Source organism: uncultured Algoriphagus sp., assembly GCF_963974365.1.
In the GTDB taxonomy this organism is placed as follows: Bacteria; Bacteroidota; Bacteroidia; order Cytophagales; family Cyclobacteriaceae; genus Algoriphagus.
Map to the genome: position 1 here is coordinate 1 of NZ_CAXBBX010000024.1, position 20,784 is coordinate 20,784.

A 20,784-nucleotide genomic window follows, 5' to 3' on the forward strand; every position below is an offset into this window, starting at 1 on the left:
CTAAAATTCTAACCAACCTTAAAATTCATTTACACACTTTTCGGGATAGTGTCGGTCTTACAAATTGCTTAGTTTTTCTATATAATCAGTATTGTTCACAAGTTCAAACCCTGATATTTTCCCAACAAAAGATTTGTAAATTCTATCGTTGGACACCATCACTTTGTTACCCGAATTAAGATAAAGCATGTGAGTTAAATCAAAAATGTCGTTTTTAGCAGGAAATTGCTTGTTAACCATTTTGGCAATACCATATGAGGAAAATGCACCTATAAATATTGAACTCTGCCCATTGTAACTTTCATAAACTTCTCTTACTCCCATTTCAAGTTTCCTCGAAAGCTGCTGAGCAAACGCATATACAGTAAGTGAATTATTTAATTGGATGTTCTTATCAAAGTCCTGTAATATATTTACTTGAGATTGATCTTCACTTATAATCCTTGCTATCTCCTTATTTCCTTTTATGGTCGCTCTTACAAAGTTATTTCTCCAAATTTGATCGTAGGAACTGAAATATCCTAAATCATATTGAATTTTATGCTGTCTGATTTCAAATTCAAGTTCTTCATATGAGGAACATTGATTTAGCAACATAAAGATACTCTTTAAATCGTTAATACGCTCTTCCTCAAATGAAATTTCTGAAAAGGAGTTGCAAACTTTCTCTTCAGGCATAATCCATTCAATTGGAATACCTGATCTAATAAGCTTATCCACAGGCCCTTTTTTTCTAGAGAAGTTTTTTCTATTTAGTCCAGAGATTAGCTCTAAAACTGAATATGCAGACGTTGAAGACATCTCCCGAATCTTTTTATTGTTAAGAGCATTAGCCAAAGCAATTATTACATTTGTCTCTAGGTAGTACATTTTAAATATTTGAGGATTATCGTATCAGGAACAAAACCTAGATCTGCCCAGCAATATTTTTCTCAGAAAAGTAAATCATCATCCTCAGATGTTTTAGTTGTACCACTTAGTTTTTTGCCTAAATATGTAGAAATAGCTGCTGTTAATTCTACTACTAATTCTGCCTCTAAATAATCTGGAGCATTCCCTTCTTTTAAATGCCTCCCTTGCTCAGATGTGAACCCCCATATTTTCTCAATTGCTGCATCAAGAGGTTTAGGAACAATATTTGGATGCTTTTTTATTAATTCTCCAAGGGTTGCTTTTTTGTTTCCAGATACTTCTCTAGCAACACATTCCAGACATGCTAGAGAATGTTGAATTGCTCCAGTAATATCTGGTTCAGGTCGCCGAGACAAATCCTTAAGTGCTTCCTTAATTTCAGTTTTTGCAGTAGGAAGTTTTGCGGTCTCCAGAACTTTTTCTACAGTCTTGACTGCCGTCTCAAAAACCTCATCCCCGCGTGTTTCAACTAATCCATTTTCTATTTTCCATCCTATACCATTTTCAATAAAATACTCATTGATTTCATCGGTAAAATCCAACGCCTGTTGGCGATCTAAACTTTGAATTATTGCTTCTATTATATCATATACTTTAAACCATTGACAATTCTCCAAATGCTCTTCAACTTCGTAATCAATGTTTGGATAATCTGACCAATTATTCCTATCCGGTGGAATTTTTAAAACTCGTGAAGCAATTGATCTTAAATCAGAAGGCTTCTTTTTCAAGTTATAAAAAGCCATTCTAATAAAACCTCGCAGTCCTTCAGGAGCCTCTTCTCTGACTACAATCTCTTTTCGATTAAATGAATGAAACCCTTGCCTTTTTGAGAAATTGTCCTTTTTCAACTTATTATTTCTTTAATTTTCACTTAAAATAACTTGGAAACCAGAAACAATATGGATTTATTTTATAATAAACACCCTCTAGTTTTAAACTACATACTCACTAGTCTGAATACAATGCTAATCGAGCTCAAGAGTAATAAGGCTGTCGAATAAACCATTCTCAGGAGTCCTTCAATGAGAGGGAATGACAGTATTAAATAACTTTCCCTCTTATTCATCCAAATTTTACTTTATCATTGATCAATTTACTCGTCTTTTTGATTTGAAAAACGGGCATCCCAAAATTTCTCCCACTTTAGTGTGTCTTTTTCATACCAAACCATGTATTTCCGGGTCTTCATAGGGTGCTCATCACTTTTTATGCTTTTGTTAAGTGCATTTTTCGATCTGAAAAGATCGGCAAACCATACTATTTCTTTCCCCTCCTCTTCTAGTTTGCTGAAAAATTCCTCTTTCGGTACGAGTGTCATTTCTTGTCTATCGTAGCTAGGGCTGCTCAGAATATGATTGATTGCCATTATTCGACTCTCATCGTCTAGGAACAACTGCTGAGCCATTTCGCTGATGCCCAGCATATCCCGGACTATTTTGGAAGGAATATATATTTCGTTTTCACCATTTTCGACAGTGTTTTTTGTTACGCTGGTGACGGCATAGTGCATAATCTTTTCTTTACCTTCCGCTGGAAGATAGTATTTTTCAGTGTCATAGCTTTCTCCCACCCATTTCATCCAAACTACATCTGTCGGATTGCTATAAGTATCTGTATTAGGTGAACTGACCATTGCGTCAATTGATTGAACAAAAGATGGGCTCGGATTATCATTTACCCTGGCCAACAATTCGGGTGCCTGTCCTTTTTCAATCAATACACCACGGATGTTAACACTTGAATTGATAAAAGATTTGGAATCATGGACGTCGGTATAGTTGAACAGAGCCAACCATTCTTTATTGATTCCTTCACTTCTTAGATCCTTATCAGCGAAAAGAATCCAATTATTAAAATCAATACTTGGCTCACTTTCAACGGCCACCTTGACCTGTTCGTCAGGTGTTCCCGTCTCCTGCATTTCCGGGGCTAGGGGTTCTTTAATGATCCAGTTATCTTTCACATCCGGCATCTCACTATGAGGTATTTCCTCAAGGAATTCCGCCGGGTTACCGATGTTAACAATCTGCATGTAATCAGTCACGAATTTCTCACTGTCTTTTAATGCCAAGTAGTCGGACAGATAGCCCTGAATATAATGTACTGCCAGCCAGGTATATTTTTCCTCAAGTGTGAACAGCTTGCTTTTTGAACCATGGCTGGAATCTGTATAGCCATTTCCATTATCTTCGGTCCTGTTGAAACCCAGGGATTTCATATACGCAATTGCTGCAGAGATTGCCCAAGAGTAAACCGATAAATGTTCGAGATCAAGATGTCCAAGGTATGCTTTCAAAAACTCCTGACCCCTATCCTCCGGCTCTGTTTCTTTGTCAATGGAATCATATTCCAGAAAATCATCAAATGAGCGTTTAATGACATACCAGGCTAGATCGTGTACGATTGGATATATCTCTTCGCCGCCTTTTTCTAGGGCATCGGCATCAACCGGGATATATTGAAGTGTTTCCACGCGACGCGGCCGGGCCCGCCTCACTTGTTCCTCGGTGATCACACCTGCATAATGTGCCCTTTCAATAATTGACCGGAATCCGGTTCTGACAATGATATCCGGGTGGCTGCCGGGTTCCGCAAAAACATTGGCCAGCACCCATTCGGCCAGTTCCTTTAAGGCGGCTTTGTTTTTCAACCTGGAGGCAACTCCTAATGTGACCGCCGCCAAATCTTCCTGTATCTGCGGGTCGTTGCAAGGAAATAATTTATCGAGTAATAATTTAAACTCCTGAGGCTGTTTGATCGCCCAGCCGGTAAGCGCAGTTCGCAGGCGCTCTCGGAAAGATTGATCTAGGGTAGCCAGCGCCCACCCAAAGATCAGCGGATATTCATTATGTAAGGACAGTTCAGGCAGGTAAAGTTCGCCTTCGCCATCTGGATCAATTACCCAGCGCAAGTCATATCGATAATATTGTTGGCTTTCATCTTTTTCAAGTCCATGAATATCATGACGGTCCATCCCGAGCCAAATCTTATCCCGATCAACTGCCGTCGGTTGTTGCATCAGCAAGCCATGAAGGTATTCGGCACCGAAATAATTGGCTGAGGATGACGCTGAAGGATAAATGAGTTCGTGGAATACGAAATGGCGGCTCTTGTGGTCTTCAAAATATAAAGCGTCTATATTGGCCTTGAACGAGGCGGCAACATCCTGCGGTGCCTGGATCAGCGCTTTGGTCTGTAACTGCTGGATCGTGGCCGCCGAAATTCCTTCAGCTATAAAATCATCCCAGCCGATCAATAAGTCATGGTCATGGAAAAGAGTATTCACAATCTCTTGTACAATGCGCTGATTAACCAACTGTTGTTCGGATCGTTCTCCTCTTTCTGATACAGCCAGCAGGTGTTTGGGAATTGCAGTAATTTCTTTATTGACGATGCCATCGACATATTTTTTTGCCATGATGATCTCCATGATAGATTGGTAGGTCAGGGTGTAGCTTACTTGCATCTTCCGCATAGGCCCTTTGCCCACCGGAATCTCACTTTTCGTCAGGAACGCGTTGTTAACCAAAAACTCAATTACCCTTTCTACTTCAGTATTATCGAGATAGTTTAAGGAACCATCTTTTAGCAGCGTGAATAATTCTGGATGAGTTATTTCGGCATGCGCATAAAATACTTCAGCAATTTCCTCGATGGCATCTCTAACCGGAGTTCTGGCAGCACCGGGGTTCTTTACTCCTCTAAATTCATTCTCCATCTGGTTGATCTTTTCATTCAGGAGGTCATGTTCAGCGGTCAATATCTCATCATCGGCGGTCAGCTTCTGCCCCTCATACAGTTTGCAGAATGAGCGGAGTGCGTACAAGGTATCGATGCCCCGGATTAAAGATTTTGGTTCAACGGCGATATCAAAATGCTCAAAATACTGGCCAACCACCTCCTGTACCGGAACATCTCCTTCCCTCGGAATTTCAATTATTCGGAAATTACCTTCAACGGGCACTTCGGCTTCATTCAGAAAGTAACGCCTTGCAGTGAAGGCAAAAATTACCCTTGAATAACGCTTGTTGAGGGTTACGCTCTCCCTAATTCGTTCATACCATTCCGGCCAGTGTTCCGTATCTTCCTCCAAACCATCGACACAGATGATGACCTTGGTGGGTTCATTATTCAATTCATCCCCTGGGTTTAAGGCTTTCGCGGCTTGGTAGTCTGCGCGGACTGCAAGAGTTTCAAGTGCTGATAACATTTCGTTTTTACTCCAATTGTCTATATCCAGTGCTTTCTTAAGAAGCGCAGACCAATCTTCAGCTGGAGCACCTTTCGCCCTGATGATCATGGCAGGAACTTTTTGCAGGTTCAGGCGAATATCCACGATATTGGAAAGAGCGTGTGTTTTACCCGTTCCCCCATTACCCAGGAAGAGCCGTCCTGATTGCTCCATTTCGTCCCTGATTTGATCAACGGTTCCATTTATATTAAGTTCCGCAACCCGGTCGAGCAATTCAGATAAACGTCTGGGTAAGCCCAATTGTAGGGCACTTGGCTGCCATTCTTCCAGGTTAATGAACAAATCGCTGCTTACGGGCATGGCTTTTAAGGCAATAGGGGGCAGTTTACTAACCCCCTCCTGGATCGCAGTTATTATCGGTAAAAGTGCGGTTAGATTATGATCAATATTCGCCCGAATGGATTGCAGCTCAAGTAACATGGCATTCGAAGCCTCTAGGGTTTCACTAAACCGGGTAATAAGCGAAGTGATGTTTTGTAATAATTTGGTGGTCTTTCCGATTCGGTTGAGTAATTCATTGCGGTATACATTACTATATAAAACCTGTTCAATATGCGACTGGATCACCCCCGGGCCATGTAATTCGGGAATGTACCGCTTTTCGATCCACGCATCCTTTTCCAGTTCGAATTGTTGCACCAACTGGTTATGCCCTATTACATCACGCTCAAACCAAAATTTGTTCATTCCCTCGTTGTCCGTTTCCAACAACTCGTTTTGCATATCCTGCTCAAACCACCAGGTAAAAGTTGTGCTAGGGTAAGCTGTTTCTATTTGGGTGGTGAGTTGATCCACGCGATATTCCTCTGTATTTATCACAGGGACCTTTCCCTTACCTAGCTTCACGGACGCAAGAGAACGGGGAACACAAATAAAATATTCCACTATGTTTTTGCGATGCTTCATCGCCGTGATTACAGATTTTTCTATCTGCTTGATCTGCGAGTCTTGCATGCTGGTGCGGAACCATTTGGCCTGCACGGCGATAAGGTCACCATTAGTCAACTCGCCATAAGCTTCGATTCCGCCATCACCACCGGCCCCGTTGACCACGCGAAACTTGACTAGGTTACTGCCATATTTTCTGCGCAAGTACCGCTCAAATAATTGGGTACAAAATGTTTCAAATGCGTTTTGAGGACTGTCCTCGTAAGATTTAAAATTATCGAAATTCATGTTTTAAAATAGATGCACATTATTAGAATGAAGATTTGAACTGTAAACCTCCCAAAAGTAAGCATGAATCTTAAGCTATTTCTTTCTTTTTTAGTGCCAAATCTTTTCTTTAAGAATCGGGGGTATTTTCCCAACTCGATGTAGTTTACTCATCATTCGAATTGAGTGAAATTTGCAATTCCATCCGGATATTCTTACTAATTATTGACATGCTCTTTGATCTTCTCATATTCAAATTCCAAATGACTACTTATCTTGGCCAACAAAAAAGGAGAAGTTATCTCCACAAGGGCATTCTTCAATCAGATTTTCTTCATAAAAGTTAATGAAGACCCTAACAGATTCAATTGCTTTGTGATAATCAAAATCCAACAAATCTCTGTAAACACCCTTATATCCCGTGTTTGTTAAACCATTGGGCTTTAGGTGAATAATATGATTTCGGAGCTTAATTAAGCTATCAATTTGGGCATTATATTTTTTGTATTTAGGTGGCCGAAACTTACTATTCCTAATTTTTGGAATAGCATTGTATAATTTCAATGTAATACTTGAAACTTGTTCTTTGCCATCACTGCCAATAAAAATATAGTCATTTGGAATAACTCTATTGGCAAAGCTTTCTAATGCTGCTTGAAGATTTATTATGCAATTTATTGCCAATTGAAAGTACATTCCAGAATGGTTTTGATTTACCCCTTCTCTGTTACGACCTAGCTCTTTTACATCTGGCGCTTGTGAAAGCAGCAAATCTTTATAATATTTAAGCTGTCTGGAACACATTACTGCATTTGAGAAAAATATTGTTACTGGATTAATCTCCACAACAACCCTCTTTACTTTATCATCTAAGTAATCAAATCCAAAAACTATCCTGTCAGACAATAAAAGCATAATATCCATTTCATCATCTTCAGCCAACTTCTTTGACCCAAGATACTTTTTGACATACTCTTTACTTTCTGCAGGCAAATCAATAGCATTTAATGCTATTGGATTAAATTTAACAACCTGCTCTTTGCTTGCCTTAAGTCTGATATGAGCCATAGTTGGACTTTGTTAATATGAATGAAATTATATATGGCTTCGCACCACTTTTATCGACTTGATCCTATACCTGACGATATGAAATTTGGGATCTCTCTATAAATGCCTTAGCCTCCGGAAAGCCGAATTTTTTCAGGAAAAACCTCATTCCCTGCTCAACCTGTAGCCCATTCAAACAAGGTCCAATTACGATTTTTTTCAAAATCTCTTTCCGGAATTTATGCTCAATAAATGGGACAAATAGATTCCCCTTTGTTCTAAATTGATAATTTTTCCCTTCATTGGTGCATAGCCTCCACTCAGCTTCTGAACCATAGGAAGGGGATTTCGCAGAGAATCCATATTTTGGCATTGAAAAAAAGATACTACCATCATTAAATCCTGTCGTTATACGACCATCTTCTGATTTCTCTATTTTGAAATCATTGTAATTATTAATCCAATACTTTCGGAAATGGTTCTCTACAATCTCCTTTCGATATTCACATTCTAAAAGGGTAGTATTTATAACCTCAGGATCTTCCGAATAGCTCTTCAGCATTTCTTTATCCAATCCTATGCAGACTCCATTTCCATCATGCCCATAAGCTCTCCACATGGATAAATCATCTTGGTGTTCTGATAATGAAAGAATAAATGGCTCACCTGGCAAATATGCAAAGGATCCGAAGATTCCCCCTTTACCAAATAAATTATCACTTTTCTTTTCCAAAACACTATTTTCTGACTCATATTCCAGAAGAGTCTTGGTAATGATTTTATTTGCAAATTCAAATTCATCAGGGTCATTCATAAAATTTGCATGAGTGGCCCTGAGAACAATATTCTCTCCATCTCCCAGAAGAATCTTATGCAAACTTTCTATTGAAGTATAATGGTATAAAAGTTCTCCTGTCATTTTTAAGTGTATTGATTCTACTATTAATTATTGAAAGATCAAATGTGGAAAGAGATCAAAAAGCAATTCGTTAGTCTGATTATCTTGTGCAGGGGATATTGAATTCCATTTTTCAAGCTTTTTTGAAAATGTACTTTTTTTGTCAGAGCTAATAATTGTTTCCCAAAGCTTCTCTCGTTTTAAAGAAAGCTCAATTTTCAACCAATGATTTTTATAATATTCAACAGCATTATTCGCGAAGGCTAGCCAGTTATCGGCGGCGTAATTATATGCAATGATTCTTTTCTGACTAATAGATTCAAATATTAGAAGAAGCTTTTGGTTATAAAAGACATCATCCACCAAGTCTCTATTATCTAACCTATTACAAAGATCATATGCAACCTGATCTGCTAGACAAATTTCTCTTAAAGAAGTTGTCCGCAATAAATTCCGATCATTTTCATTCATTTTATAACCTCTCCTGAACAGCAGTCGAAGTATCATATTTTTATGTTTGGTAAGGTTTTCAATTACCTTCATAAACACTGTTCTATCTGATCTATCTACAGCATTTATTTCCAATTCTATTTCTCTGCACCCCAAGATAAAGCTCAAAAAGTATGGTTCTGAAGCTTTTGTGTCATCTATCCATTTGATGAGTGCATTAGTTCTATTGGGATGATTTAACCCGAGACTATTGTTTAAAGAAGCAACTTCAAAACAGTCCAATTTTTTAATTTTCTTGATCACACTACTATAATCATGGGCATTTCCCATCTTCAATCTTTTTATTTCTCCAATTATCCTATGAACTTTGGCATGAGCAGCATTTTCAATCTCTTCTTGAAGTTTCTTTTCTTCTTCGAGCTTAAGAGCCTCTGATTTAATTATTTGTAGGCTTTTAACTCTCTCAAGCTTTTCAGAAAAATCAAAAAAATATGCCTGAATAGCTTGGCTGTCAAAACTTAATTGATCGAGTGAAACATATTCTTTTCGCCAAGGAGTTAATAAGGCATTATCTTTAGTTAGAAATGGGAATTTATAATCACAAATTAGTTTGAAGTCAGTGACTGATTCATCCAGTCTGAAAAAATTCTGATGATAAGAAAGGTATTTTAAATCCTTCTCCTTGGTTCCTTGATCCCTTATATCATATGTATCCAGAATCCAAATCAAGTAGATGCCATGAGCTTTATAGAAATTATGCCTACTCAGAATATATCCCAGTGAAAGCTCTGATAACTGGATTTCAAAAACCAGTTCCTTTCCTTTGTATCTACAGTAAACGTCTGGCTTTCTTTTATCTTTCCCCTTAATAATAAACTTATCATCTACTGATATTGAGTCTGCCTCAACACCTTCAACAAATGCCAGTCGATAACCGATCTTCTGCTTTAATTCTTTATGCCTTTCACTTTCTTTCGCAATTAAGGCTCTTTCATAAAATTTTTGTTCTTCCAGATTAAAATTGTTTTGCACTAGAAAACATGGATCATGGTCTGGAAAATGCTTAAAATGGATTCTATCATTTTTACTTCCGGAAATACTTAAATCCTGATCGCATTCAATGCATTCAAAGGATATTGATTTCTCATGGTAAAGCCTTCGATAAAAAAAAGCTTCTTTAGTTTCAATAAACCTTTCACTGGCTCTGAAGATTTCACCTGTTTCCTTACACCGTGCTACATCAATTGTCCTGCGAAATTTCCCCATTTCAAATTTTAGGATTTAGCTTTTACTAATTCTATACAACATTTAAGAACGAATACAACTAGCTAATTACATGAACCATAGTTACAAAGATTAGCTGAAAAACAAAGGCTATAATTTTAATTATGACATAAATTGACACATTAAAGCAAGTGAAGAATTTATTGAATTGAATTTCAATAAATGAAATGTTTGGATCTATAAACCAACCGAAAAAAGTAACCAAGATATTAAGCCATCATCCTCTCCAGCTTTTCCTTCCAACTTTCCCCTCTGTAATAACATCGTTTGTGAAGCTGGGTGAAGGTGCCTTTAGCCCAAAATCTCTTCCAATTTGCAATTGGAATATGGGATTAAGCGAAAATGAATGATAAAAAAAAGGAGGATATTAGAAAACTTCCTAAGGTTCGCCTCATAATAAAAAGCAAGTCATTGCAGGTTTAATTAAGTCTTTTACTTGCTGTAGACTTAATTATAGAGAATTTTCACTCAGTTATGGAGAATTGACAGTGCTCCAAAAGCATTTCTAATTCGTAATGAGATCCCATCAGTGTCTATAGCGAAATTTCTCACTGTTATAGAGGATTCTTTTGTACCATTTCCTCTCCTTTCTAAATCGCTCTTTATAGTGCTATCATCTCTGAAAAAGATACTTTTTTCAATAACTGCAGCAAAATGTGAAGGCGCTTTTAATGAATAATACCCAACCATAAGAAATTTCTAAAAATTGAAAAGGCTAAAAAAACCTCAGCCTTTTCAATATTTGACTTCTCAACTAGGCCAGTCATTTGACTTTAGAAGATCAATATTCCCATCTGAGGCTACTTTCGGGAGAAGTGCCATAAGTTTGGAGACTTTATTATCAACTGACCATTCTTTCAAAACCTGTAGACAAATGCTTGTTGACTTCTTATCTCCTGACCAGGGCTCAGATCCTCCTTGAAAGAAAAAAACATGTTCCTGAATATCACGAACCCATAAATGAGGCTCAACACTATAAACTACTCCACTTTCGTCCTTAATCCAGATTGGTTTATAGTCCCGGTTGAACAATACTTCCGAACCATTTTTACAAATCCATTTGCCATAAGGAAGCATGAGCTTCATAGGATTAAACTCTAATTTTCTAGATTGATCCCTCGCGACAGAAATTTGGTCTCTGCTAAAAGATTTAATCCCGCTGTCGGTATAACACTTGATATAACTTCCAGAAAATTTATCCTTAATTACTAGCCCCTTTCTTTTGTTACTTTTCAAGGTCACCAATGTATTTGGTTCAATACGGCCATATTTATTTTCAGCGGCTATAGCCCGCTTAGAAGCGGAGGCCGGCCAATTGTCAATTAATTTTATAGCCGAATCTATTTTTTTATGCAAAGAAATAATTGGCGGACATTCATGATAGTGCTTTTTTAGTAGTTGCTGACACGCTCTCATCTTTCGGACTAACGCTTGTTTTTCCTGATTAGAAGGCGATAACAAAGGAGAGGAAGATATTTGTCCAAAATACATTTGGGAGAATACCTCATCGGACAATTCACTTCTATCTTTATATTCTTGCTGGATCCAATCGTCAAGCGTACTTTGAATACTCAATAATAAATTAGACGCTTTTCTATTATACTCCACTTCACCTTTGACCACTTTCAAATAACCAGCTATCTTCTGGTGTGCCGAAATCGGCATTTTTGCATTAGGACGCTTGTCTCCCGTCTTAGCAGGAAATAAATGATAAGGTAGCGTTAGAGGATTTGGTAGAGATAAAGTTGCCTTTACTTTTTGATTTTGAGGCTGTCCCTTTTTACTTAAGTTGAGGAAATTAGCCCAGTTAGCAAAGCCTGATTCCTTTGAGGCCCTGTCAAGTGCTTCATGATGGCTGATGTTCTCAGACTTTTTGATTGATTTAGCCAGACGCTTAATATAAGCGGCAGTGTGGCCATTTGCTTTTCGTTTCATCGAAATTCCAGACTCTCACACGAAACACGTCATTCGCCTACCGTCTTTCGAAACGAGAATTTGGTTTCCGATCGAAGTAAAGTTGAATTCGGTATCGATACGATTTAGCTGCTGGCGAACGACTGGCTTCCGACAAGCCATGGCTAAATTTGAGCAAAAAAATAACAAATCGCAAATCATGTTCGCAAACAACTCCCAAAAGAAACGGTGATCTCTTACTCAATTAAGACAAGCTCTAAGTTCCTTCTTTGCGATTCCGTACGATGGTTTTCTGAACTTTAGGTAATTTGTATTCTCACTTTATTTAATGCATTCGAGAGTTCTACAAAAGATAAGAAATTAGGCTGTTCTTTGATTTCACCACATATCTTCTCAAGATATCGTTGAGACTATATCTGATTTAAACTACCTATTGCTTTTTTATCCTAAAATTGGGTACACTGGCTGGAATTTTAGACTACATGCCAATAAAATACACATTCAGGCTTTATTTTGTCTAGATTGTTAAACAGTGACAAAAAAAAGGGGATTACTCCCCTAATTCTAAAATGGAGCTTTCATTAGGATGTATTCCACAGCCTTTTGGGCTTTGCTGGCAGCCTCTATCAGTAAGTGCTTATCGTTGCGAAGTTCGTTTAGCCAGTTTTGGATGTAGGCTGCCGAGTTCTCTAGCAGGCTCTGATCCAATATCCCGGTGAGGTTATTCAGGTACCCTGCTCCCATCTCGGCGATCAACTCCTCGCGACTGTAAAATTCTGACGCAAATTGCTGAGGTTCTGAGATGCCTACTCTGTTTAATCTGGAAGGGTGTCCTGTAGCATGGCAGATCTCATGGTACAATACTGAAAAATATTGCTCAGCGGATGCAAATAGTTTTCTCTCCGGCATGGTAATCTGATCCAGGTCTGTCCGGTAGTAAGCTGAGGAACCGGAATGAACCAACTCAGGAGCCCGGAGCATTTCCTCATAGATCTTCCGGCATTGTTCATTATCAGGAAGTGGCTCTTCTTTGCTGACTTCTGGAAACTCCCATGCTATTCCCTCAATCTGTTCTATGGGAAACACTTTATACTCCTTGAGAAAACCGGATTTACTCACCAGTTTCAGATCATATTCTCCTATCCTATCTTCTGGAATCACCTTTCCCGTTTTCTTGTCACGAAAGGCAAAGTTCCAGTAGCAGATCGGAATCGCCTTCGCTCCTTTCTGAATTTTCCCTCCCAATGAGTTGGCCTGCTTGAAGGTGAGGTAATAGGGATACTGATGTCCACAGGATAACAACAGCCACAGATTGATTCCCCTGTACGGTTTTTTCGTCAGGTAATTGGATGGCATTCCCATTTCATGCCAAGGTTGCTTCCAGGGAATCACCCCCTCTTCCAGTTTTTCAATAATCAGATCAGTAAACTTCCGATAGATATCCGATGATCCTTTTGGGCTTTGTGTACTGCGCCCCTTGTTTCTTCCAAAGTCATTTCCATCTTTTCTCTTAGTGGATGTTTTTGCTGATGTTTTTGTTTGCATCTTCATAGTCTTTTGTGTTTTGGTTTGACAAATACTTATGAAGCTGCACCAGCCTGAAACCGGCACTAAGTGCAAGAGGAAACGGAATAAACCGGCAAAGGCAAGCGCGTGGGCTTTATGCTGTAGTCTCTTGCCTCGTGTGACGGGATCAGGCTAAATTGGCGGAAGAAGGAATGGAAAAAATATTAAGTCCTATTGTTGGCTTATTTGAAATATCAAAAAGTCTGAATGATCGAATTGTATAAATTCCATTTGGAACAGCTAAAAATCACATACAAAAGGCTAGAGGATCATGAAATGCTCAATATTGGAAATACGCCTTTATAGCAATCTGCCATCAATCGCAATTTTATAAAAATAAAGGCCTAGGAATAGCTTCCAGGAATTTTCCCTTTCGAAAAATTCATGGAAGCTAAAAAAAGAAGAGCTCTAAAGCTCCCCTTCATCCGAAAAGGAATAGTACCCTTCAGCTGTCATAATTAAATGATCAAGTACCGGGATATCCAGTATTTCACCCGCTTTTTTAATCCGCTGGGTTAATCTTTTATCCTGTTCTGATGGCAGTAGATTCCCAGACGGATGGCAATGCGCTAGGATCAGGGAACTGGAATTAGCCTTTATTGCAGCTGCATAAACCAGCTTTACATCCACTACAGTGCCTGCAGTTCCTCCTGAACTGATGTTCACAATCCCAAGCACTCGGTTTGCTCTAGACAGCAGCATTACTTTAAAGTCCTCTACAAACTCTATTCTGTCCTGATCCCAGGCTTTGGCAAATACCTCATATACCTGTCTTGAACTTGCTACCCTAGGTCTTTGGAATGACTTTACCTTTGCACTGTAGCTCAGCTTAATCTCAGCTACCTCAAACAAATCAATTTTTCTTTCTGCAGTCTCCATAATCTTTTTCGTTTTTGTGGAACAATGAATTATGAAGCATCATCAGGCCTTGGGCGACAAAGACCGGAAGGAAAAGGAATAAAAAGCGCAGCGCAGCAAGCGGCTTTATGCCGGAAGCTTACGGTCGCCCAGAGCCCTAAGGACTAACTTGGTGAGGAATTCAGGGATAAAAAGAGCATGGATTTAATAAGTCGTGTCGCTAAGAAAATTTAGTAAGGCAATTCCTCTCCTGATAATCGATCTACGCCAACAAAACTTTAAATTAAATAGTCGCTAATGCCCTTCTATTCAGTCTGCAGCTCATCCGTTAGGGATTGATAAGTAAATCCTCCGAAAGGAGATTGAAATGCAAAGCCCGGCCGAAGGAACGGTCCTATCCTCATTTAATAGCTTAAAAAAAGTCACACTTAAGCTTGGTCACTAAAGACAAATAGTCAAAAACCCTTAATTTTTTTCAACTCCCAACTTCAGCCTTTTCATAAGAATAAACTAACCCTCTAAAAGATAACCCATATTCCCCTTACCAATCTCTCTAGGTCAATAATGCATCTTCCCTTCCCTATCCTTCAAAATTAATTTCTAAACTTTTTTTGGTAGCTACCAAAACGGTGTAAAAAACAGGCATTTACTACAGACAAATTTGCTTCTGTCAGCGGGAAACAAACCCGCATCAACAAAACAGAAATCCCATGTTGGAAGCAATTACCTGGAACAACTACTTCTTCGCTTTGGCAATAGGCATCATAACCTATTACCTCATCATCATCGGACTATACTACCCCAAAGAACTCCGCAGCCTGATTTCCGGAAAATCATTGCAGTTCAATCCACCCGGTCAGCAGGAAAAGGAACGGCATCTGAGCAGGACTGACCCAACGGAAACTGATCGCTTTGAAGAACTGGAGCTCACGGTTGCGGAAATCCAAGGCATACTCGGAAGGGCGGGAAACATGACAGACAAGAAACTTCTGCTTAAGCAGCTAAGCGAAGTCTTGTCCAACCACCCCGGGCTTCGGGATCCCGCCTACCGGGTTGCCATTGGTAATTACCTCTCAGAAAACATCCCCAAACAAACCCGCCACAACTTCAGCGAATCTGAGCTGGAAACGATCTGGAATGAATAATCTCCTCCCACTTTATCCACTGGTAAAAACAACCTCCTTCAACTCATACCAACACCTCTAAAATCCTTTCCCATGAAAAAGCCAAACCTAATCAAATCCACAAACCAAAAACTCTTCTTAGCTGCTTTCCTCCTCTTACTAATTTCTATTTCAGCACAGGCCCAGGACGGCTTGGCAGGGATAGCCGAAGCAGACCGTCAGGTCAGAAGTTACTTCGCCGCAGGCACCAGTCTGATGTATGCCATCGGTGCCATTCTCGGTTTGATCGGGGCAGTGAAAGTCTATCAAAAATGGAATGCGGGTGATCCAGATACCGGAAAAGTCGCTGCCGCCTGGTTTGGCAGCTGTGTGTTTTTGGTGGTAGTAGCCACAGTCATCCAATCCTTCTTCGGGGTCTAATCAACCATCTTTTTAAATCTCCTAACCATGGCCAACAGCGTCTACAAAATCAACAAAGGGATCAACAAGCCCATAGAATTTAAAGGATTAAAAGCCCAGTACATCTGGTACCTAGCTGCCGGTGTGCTGGCACTACTTATCCTTTTTGCCATTCTCTATATACTCGGAATCAACCCATTTATCTGTCTTGCCTTTGTTGGTATTTCAGGAGCCATCCTGGTCATCCAGATCTACCGGCTCAGCAAAACCTATGGGGAACATGGACTGGGCAAAAAACTGGCCTACCGCCAAGTCCCCCACGCCATCCGCCTCAAATCCAGAGGGGTTTTCCGAAAGGTCAAAACCACAAGCAAGTAAACCCCATATCAAAATCAATCTCTCATTTCAAACCCACTGATTCCCATGGAACGATTACTGGAAAAGCATTTCCCGATATTGAGTATAGAGCAGGACTGTATCCTCTCCAAAATGGGGGATATCACCGTGGCCTATCAAACCATCCTTCCTGAAATCTTTACGCTCAGCGACAGAGACTATGAAGCCTTTCATCAGGCCTGGATCAAGGCAATTAAAACCCTGCCCAAAAACTGTATTCTCCATAAGCAGGATTGGTTTACCCAAAGCATCCATCAGGCAGATTTCAGCAAAGACAACCCCAGTTTCCTGAACAGAAGCAGTGAGCGATTTTTCCATGAAAGACCTTTTCTGGATCACTCCTGCTACCTGTTTCTTACCCTGAAACCTAAAAACAGGAAACCATCCGGCAGTCTATTCTCCACCCTACTCCGCTCCCATATCATTCCTGAAGAACTGACCTTGCGCCAAGCACTTCCTGATTTTCTGGATGCCTGTGGACAGTTTGAGCGAATTCTATCCGATAGTGGATTTGTCAGTCTGAGCAGACTGAAAGAGGATTGTCTGTACAGCAATCAAACTCAGGCAGGGATTCTGGAAAAATACTGCAATCTGACGAGTGATGATAGACCGATCTGGATTTCCGATATCAATTTCAAACCCAACCTTCAGGTCGGAAACAAATCCTGCAGGATCTTCAGCATAAATGAAACCGAAGATCTTCCTTTGCTCTGTGGTTCCCGCATCAACTACGACAAATATAGCACCGACACCACAAAATTCAGTGTGGGTTTTGCTTCCTCCCTAGGCCAGCTGCTCCCCTGTAACCATATCTACAACCAGTACCTCTTTATCGGTGACACGCAGCAAACCCTCAAAGAATTGGAATCCAAACGTCTGCGGCTCCAGTCCCTTGCCAATTACAGCAGGGAAAATACCATCGCACGGGATGCTACCAATGATTTTCTAAATGAAGCCATCGGCCAGCAACGGATTCCAGTCAAGGCCCATTTCAATATTCTGGCCTGGACAGAAGATCAAAACCAGCTTTCAGAGATCAAAAAGCAGGTAGGATCTGCCTTCTCCCAGATGGAAGCCTCGGTCAAGGAGGAAACCGTAGGAGCCCCACAGCTTTTTTGGGCAGGGATACCCGGGAACAGTGCCGACTTCCCTATGAATGACAGCTTTGACACTTTTGTCGAGCAAGCGTCCTGTTTTCTAAATCTGGAAACGGGCTATCAAAACTCCATCAGTCCATTCGGAATCCGATTGGGAGACCGAATGACCGGAAGGCCTATCCATGTGGATCTGTCCGATGAACCGGTAAAACGGGGAATCTGCACCAACCGAAATAAATTCATCCTAGGCCCCAGTGGGTCCGGCAAATCCTTTTTCACCAACCACCTAATCCGAAGCTATTACGAGCAGGGTACACATGTGGTCTTGGTGGATGTAGGGCATTCCTACAAAGGGCTCTGTGATATGGTCAAGGGTTATTATTTCACCTACGATGAAAAGAACCCGATCCGCTTTAACCCTTTCTTTATTGCTGAAGGAGACCAACTGGACACCGAAAAGAAAGAAAGCATCAAAACCCTGCTGCTTGCCCTCTGGAAAAAAGACAACGAGACGTTTAAGCGAAGTGAATACGTAGCCCTTTCCAATGCCCTAAAGGGTTATTACGAAAAGCTGGATTCAGATAAATCCCTGTTCCCAAGTTTCAACAGCTTTTATGAGTACCTGCAATCAGATTTTCAGGAAACACTCTCGTACGACAAGGTAAAAGAGAAGGACTTTGACATCGGCAATTTCCTGTATGTGCTGCGCCCTTATTACAAAGGTGGGGAATTCGACTACCTCTTGAATGCCTCAGAAAATCTGGACTTGCTTCAGGAGCGATTTATTGTCTTTGAGCTGGACAACATCAAAGACCATCCGATTCTCTTCCCTGTGGTGACCATCATTATCATGGAGGTCTTTATCAATAAAATGCGCAAGCTCAAAGGTATTCGCAAACTCATCCTGATCGAAGAAGCCTGGAAAGCCATCGCAAAGGAAGGTATGGCCGAATACATCAAATACCTGTTCAAAACAGTCCGCAAATTCTACGGGGAGGCCATTGTGGTCACCCAGGAAGTGGAAGATATCATCAGCTCACCTGTAGTAAAACAGGCCATCATCAACAACAGTGACTGTAAAATTCTGCTCGATCAATCCAAATACCAGAACAAGTTCGATCAGATCCAACAACTCCTGGGGCTTACTGATAAGGAACGGGCGATGGTGCTTTCTGTCAACAAGGCCAACGACCCCAAACGCAAGTACAAGGAAGTATTTATCAGTCTGGGAGGAGCGCTTTCCAAGGTGTACCGCACTGAAGTTTCCAAAGAAGAATACCTGGCCTACACCACTGAGGAAACCGAGAAGATTAAAGTCATGGAATATGCTGAACGCTTTGGCTCCATCCAAAAAGGTATCGCTGCTCTTTGTGCTGAATCAACTACTTAACCCACAACACTAAACCATTCACTTATGGAAATCCACAGAAACATACTCCGAAGAAGTCTGATCCTAACCCTACTGTGCTCCTTCCTTACACTATCCCCAAGGCAGAGTGAAGCAGCTGTCCCCTTGGCCATCCTTGAAATTATCAAAGCCGGTGTGAAAAAAGTCATTGTGGCGATGGATCTCAAGATCCAACGCGAGCAGAACAAAGTGCTTTGGATGCAGAATGCCCAGAAGGTATTGGAAAACACCTTATCCAAACTCAAGCTGGAACAAATTGCTGACTGGACAGAAAAACAGCGGGATTTATACCAAAACTATTTCAACGAATTACAGACTGTCAAATCAGCCATTTCAGGATTTCAGCGGGTCAAAGATATCTCCCAGAAGCAGGCCCTGATCGTATCAGAATACAAAAAAGTCTGGGCAGTCATCCAGCAGGACGGGCATTTCACTAGTTCGGAAAAAGAATACATGGCTAGGGTCTATGGAGGCATATTGGCAACCACGGTAGAAAACCTGAACCAGATGGCTCTCCTGGTCAAATCCTTTACCCTTCAAATGAGTGAGGGGGAACGATTGGCGCTGATTAATGAAACCGCAAACCGGGTGGATCAAAACTATCAGGATCTCATTGCTTTCAATCTCAGTAACGGACAGCTCAGTCTTCGACGGGCTGCAAATACCAAGGAAATCAACCAGATCCAATACCTCTACGGAATCACCCGCTAAGCCAGCCTTTAATTAAAATCCAAAAACATGAAACGAATGATTCTTATTTTCTATCTAGCCAGTATTTCACTAACAACCAATGCCCAAACTTGGAATGAATGGTGGAAGCAGAAAGACACCCAAAAGAAGTATCTGGCAGAGCAGATCGTTGCCTTGAAAGCCTATGGAGCTGTACTCAAAGAAGGCTATGAAGTAGCATCCAAAGGATTGGGTTTGGTGCATACCATTCAAAACGGTGATTACGCACAGCATGAAACTTATTTCAGCTCGTTTTCTACTATCAATCCACAGGTCAAAAACCATCCGCAAGCAGAACGTACCATCGCCCTCTATTCCAAAACCAGGCAACTGACACTGCAAATTCCCACCAAAATCTTTGCCGAAAACAGCTTCACTACTTCAGAAGAAAAAACCATCCGGCATGTGCATCAGTCCATTGCTAATGACTGCGATGAAATCCTGGCTGAGCTCCAAACCCTGCTGGAAAAGGATCAATTGAATCTCAGTGATTCTGAACGGCTTTCTCAACTCAACCAAATCCATGCTGGGATGCAGGAAGCATACGGCTACACCATCCGGTTCTACCAAAGCTGCCAAAACCTAAGCCTTTCCCGGCAGCATGAATCCCGGGCAATCAAAGATTATAAAAGTCTATTCATACCAACCAAAGATTAAATAAGTTATGAAACCATTCCTTATTCTTCTACTTCCGCTATACCTGTCGCTTGGGCTTCAGAACTCCAATGCCCAGGCCGACGAGGCTGCCCAGCTCCTGCTCAACGTCACCAAACTCGAACAGCTCAAGCAGATCCTTTCAGATCTGGAAAAAGGGTACACCACCCTGAGAACAGGCTATTCCCAGATTGAAAACCTGTCCTCGGGAAACTTCAGCCTGCATGAAACCTTCCTCAATAATCTCCTTCAGATCAGCCCTGCGGTAAAAAACTACCACAAAACAGCAGAAATCATTGGCTATCAGCTCAAGCTGGTCAGGGATTACAAACAGGCATTTTCCGGCTTCCAAGCATCAGGCCAGTTTACAGTACATGAAATTTCCTACCTGTCCCAAGTCTATGGAAATCTCTTTGAAAAAAGCCTGCAACAGCTGGATGAATTGACGCTGGTTTTGACCGCCGGAAAACTTCGAATGTCCGATGAAGAACGGCTGGAAACCATAGACCGCATCCATCGGGATATCCAGGACAAGCTGATGTTCCTGACAGCATTCAACCAGGAAACCCAGGTGCTGGCTATCAGCCGATCCAGAGCCAAGCAGGAATTGGATGGAATAAGAAACCTCTATTGATATA

Annotated in this window: 16 protein-coding genes; 7 read left to right on the forward strand and 9 right to left on the reverse strand. The window is 40.7% G+C overall.

Translation table 11 applies throughout. The features are described from left to right. Positions 1-57 precede the first annotated feature (57 nt). The 9 genes from AACZ87_RS22025 to AACZ87_RS22065 all read right to left on the reverse strand — a co-directional run bounded on the left by AACZ87_RS22025 (position 58) and on the right by AACZ87_RS22065 (position 14,360). Positions 58-870, reverse strand: coding sequence for a hypothetical protein (locus AACZ87_RS22025; protein WP_339870238.1), 813 nt, complete (start codon positions 868-870; stop codon positions 58-60). A gap of 62 nt (positions 871-932) precedes the next feature. Continuing rightward, the gene (locus AACZ87_RS22030) at positions 933-1,763 is read right to left on the reverse strand and encodes a hypothetical protein (protein WP_339870239.1); all 831 of its coding nucleotides are present in this window, start codon (positions 1,761-1,763) and stop codon (positions 933-935) included. 245 nt (positions 1,764-2,008) lie between these two features. After that, a complete protein-coding gene (locus tag AACZ87_RS22035; RefSeq protein ID WP_339870241.1) occupies positions 2,009-6,343 on the reverse strand; it encodes a hypothetical protein in 4,335 nt (1,444 codons plus the stop codon). A 246-nt stretch (positions 6,344-6,589) separates the two neighbouring features. Then, the gene (locus AACZ87_RS22040; protein ID WP_339870242.1) at positions 6,590-7,390 is read right to left on the reverse strand and encodes a hypothetical protein; all 801 of its coding nucleotides are present in this window, start codon (positions 7,388-7,390) and stop codon (positions 6,590-6,592) included. Between the two features lie 64 nt (positions 7,391-7,454). Beyond that, positions 7,455-8,288, reverse strand: a complete 834-nt coding sequence (locus tag AACZ87_RS22045; protein ID WP_339870243.1) for a DUF2971 domain-containing protein — start codon at positions 8,286-8,288, stop codon at positions 7,455-7,457. A gap of 27 nt (positions 8,289-8,315) precedes the next feature. Beyond that, complete coding sequence (locus AACZ87_RS22050; RefSeq protein WP_339870244.1) at positions 8,316-9,983, reverse strand: DUF6035 family protein; 1,668 nt, start codon at positions 9,981-9,983, stop codon at positions 8,316-8,318. A gap of 768 nt (positions 9,984-10,751) precedes the next feature. Continuing rightward, the gene (locus tag AACZ87_RS22055) at positions 10,752-11,936 is read right to left on the reverse strand and encodes a DUF5623 domain-containing protein (RefSeq protein ID WP_339870245.1); all 1,185 of its coding nucleotides are present in this window, start codon (positions 11,934-11,936) and stop codon (positions 10,752-10,754) included. A gap of 543 nt (positions 11,937-12,479) precedes the next feature. Further along, on the reverse strand, positions 12,480-13,466 hold the full coding sequence (locus AACZ87_RS22060) for a zincin-like metallopeptidase domain-containing protein (protein WP_339870247.1): 987 nt from the start codon (positions 13,464-13,466) through the stop codon (positions 12,480-12,482). 423 nt (positions 13,467-13,889) lie between these two features. Beyond that, complete coding sequence (locus AACZ87_RS22065; protein WP_339870248.1) at positions 13,890-14,360, reverse strand: JAB domain-containing protein; 471 nt, start codon at positions 14,358-14,360, stop codon at positions 13,890-13,892. Positions 14,361-15,049: 689 nt separating this feature from the next. Here AACZ87_RS22065 and AACZ87_RS22070 point away from each other — a divergent pair. The 7 genes from AACZ87_RS22070 to AACZ87_RS22100 all read left to right on the forward strand — a co-directional run bounded on the left by AACZ87_RS22070 (position 15,050) and on the right by AACZ87_RS22100 (position 20,780). Continuing rightward, complete coding sequence (locus tag AACZ87_RS22070) at positions 15,050-15,484, forward strand: hypothetical protein (protein WP_339870249.1); 435 nt, start codon at positions 15,050-15,052, stop codon at positions 15,482-15,484. Positions 15,485-15,556: 72 nt separating this feature from the next. Further along, a complete protein-coding gene (locus AACZ87_RS22075; RefSeq protein ID WP_339870250.1) occupies positions 15,557-15,883 on the forward strand; it encodes a DUF4134 domain-containing protein in 327 nt (108 codons plus the stop codon). A gap of 27 nt (positions 15,884-15,910) precedes the next feature. After that, complete coding sequence (locus AACZ87_RS22080) at positions 15,911-16,240, forward strand: DUF4133 domain-containing protein (protein ID WP_339870251.1); 330 nt, start codon at positions 15,911-15,913, stop codon at positions 16,238-16,240. A 45-nt stretch (positions 16,241-16,285) separates the two neighbouring features. Then, positions 16,286-18,745 carry a TraG family conjugative transposon ATPase gene (locus AACZ87_RS22085; RefSeq protein ID WP_339870252.1) on the forward strand — a complete coding sequence of 820 codons (2,460 nt, stop codon included), beginning with the start codon at positions 16,286-16,288 and terminating at the stop codon, positions 18,743-18,745. Between the two features lie 24 nt (positions 18,746-18,769). Beyond that, a complete protein-coding gene (locus AACZ87_RS22090) occupies positions 18,770-19,474 on the forward strand; it encodes a conjugal transfer protein TraI (RefSeq protein WP_339870253.1) in 705 nt (234 codons plus the stop codon). A 27-nt stretch (positions 19,475-19,501) separates the two neighbouring features. Next, a complete protein-coding gene (locus AACZ87_RS22095; protein ID WP_339870254.1) occupies positions 19,502-20,149 on the forward strand; it encodes a hypothetical protein in 648 nt (215 codons plus the stop codon). Positions 20,150-20,156: 7 nt separating this feature from the next. Next, positions 20,157-20,780 carry a TerB family tellurite resistance protein gene (locus AACZ87_RS22100; RefSeq protein ID WP_339870255.1) on the forward strand — a complete coding sequence of 208 codons (624 nt, stop codon included), beginning with the start codon at positions 20,157-20,159 and terminating at the stop codon, positions 20,778-20,780. Positions 20,781-20,784 lie beyond the last annotated feature (4 nt).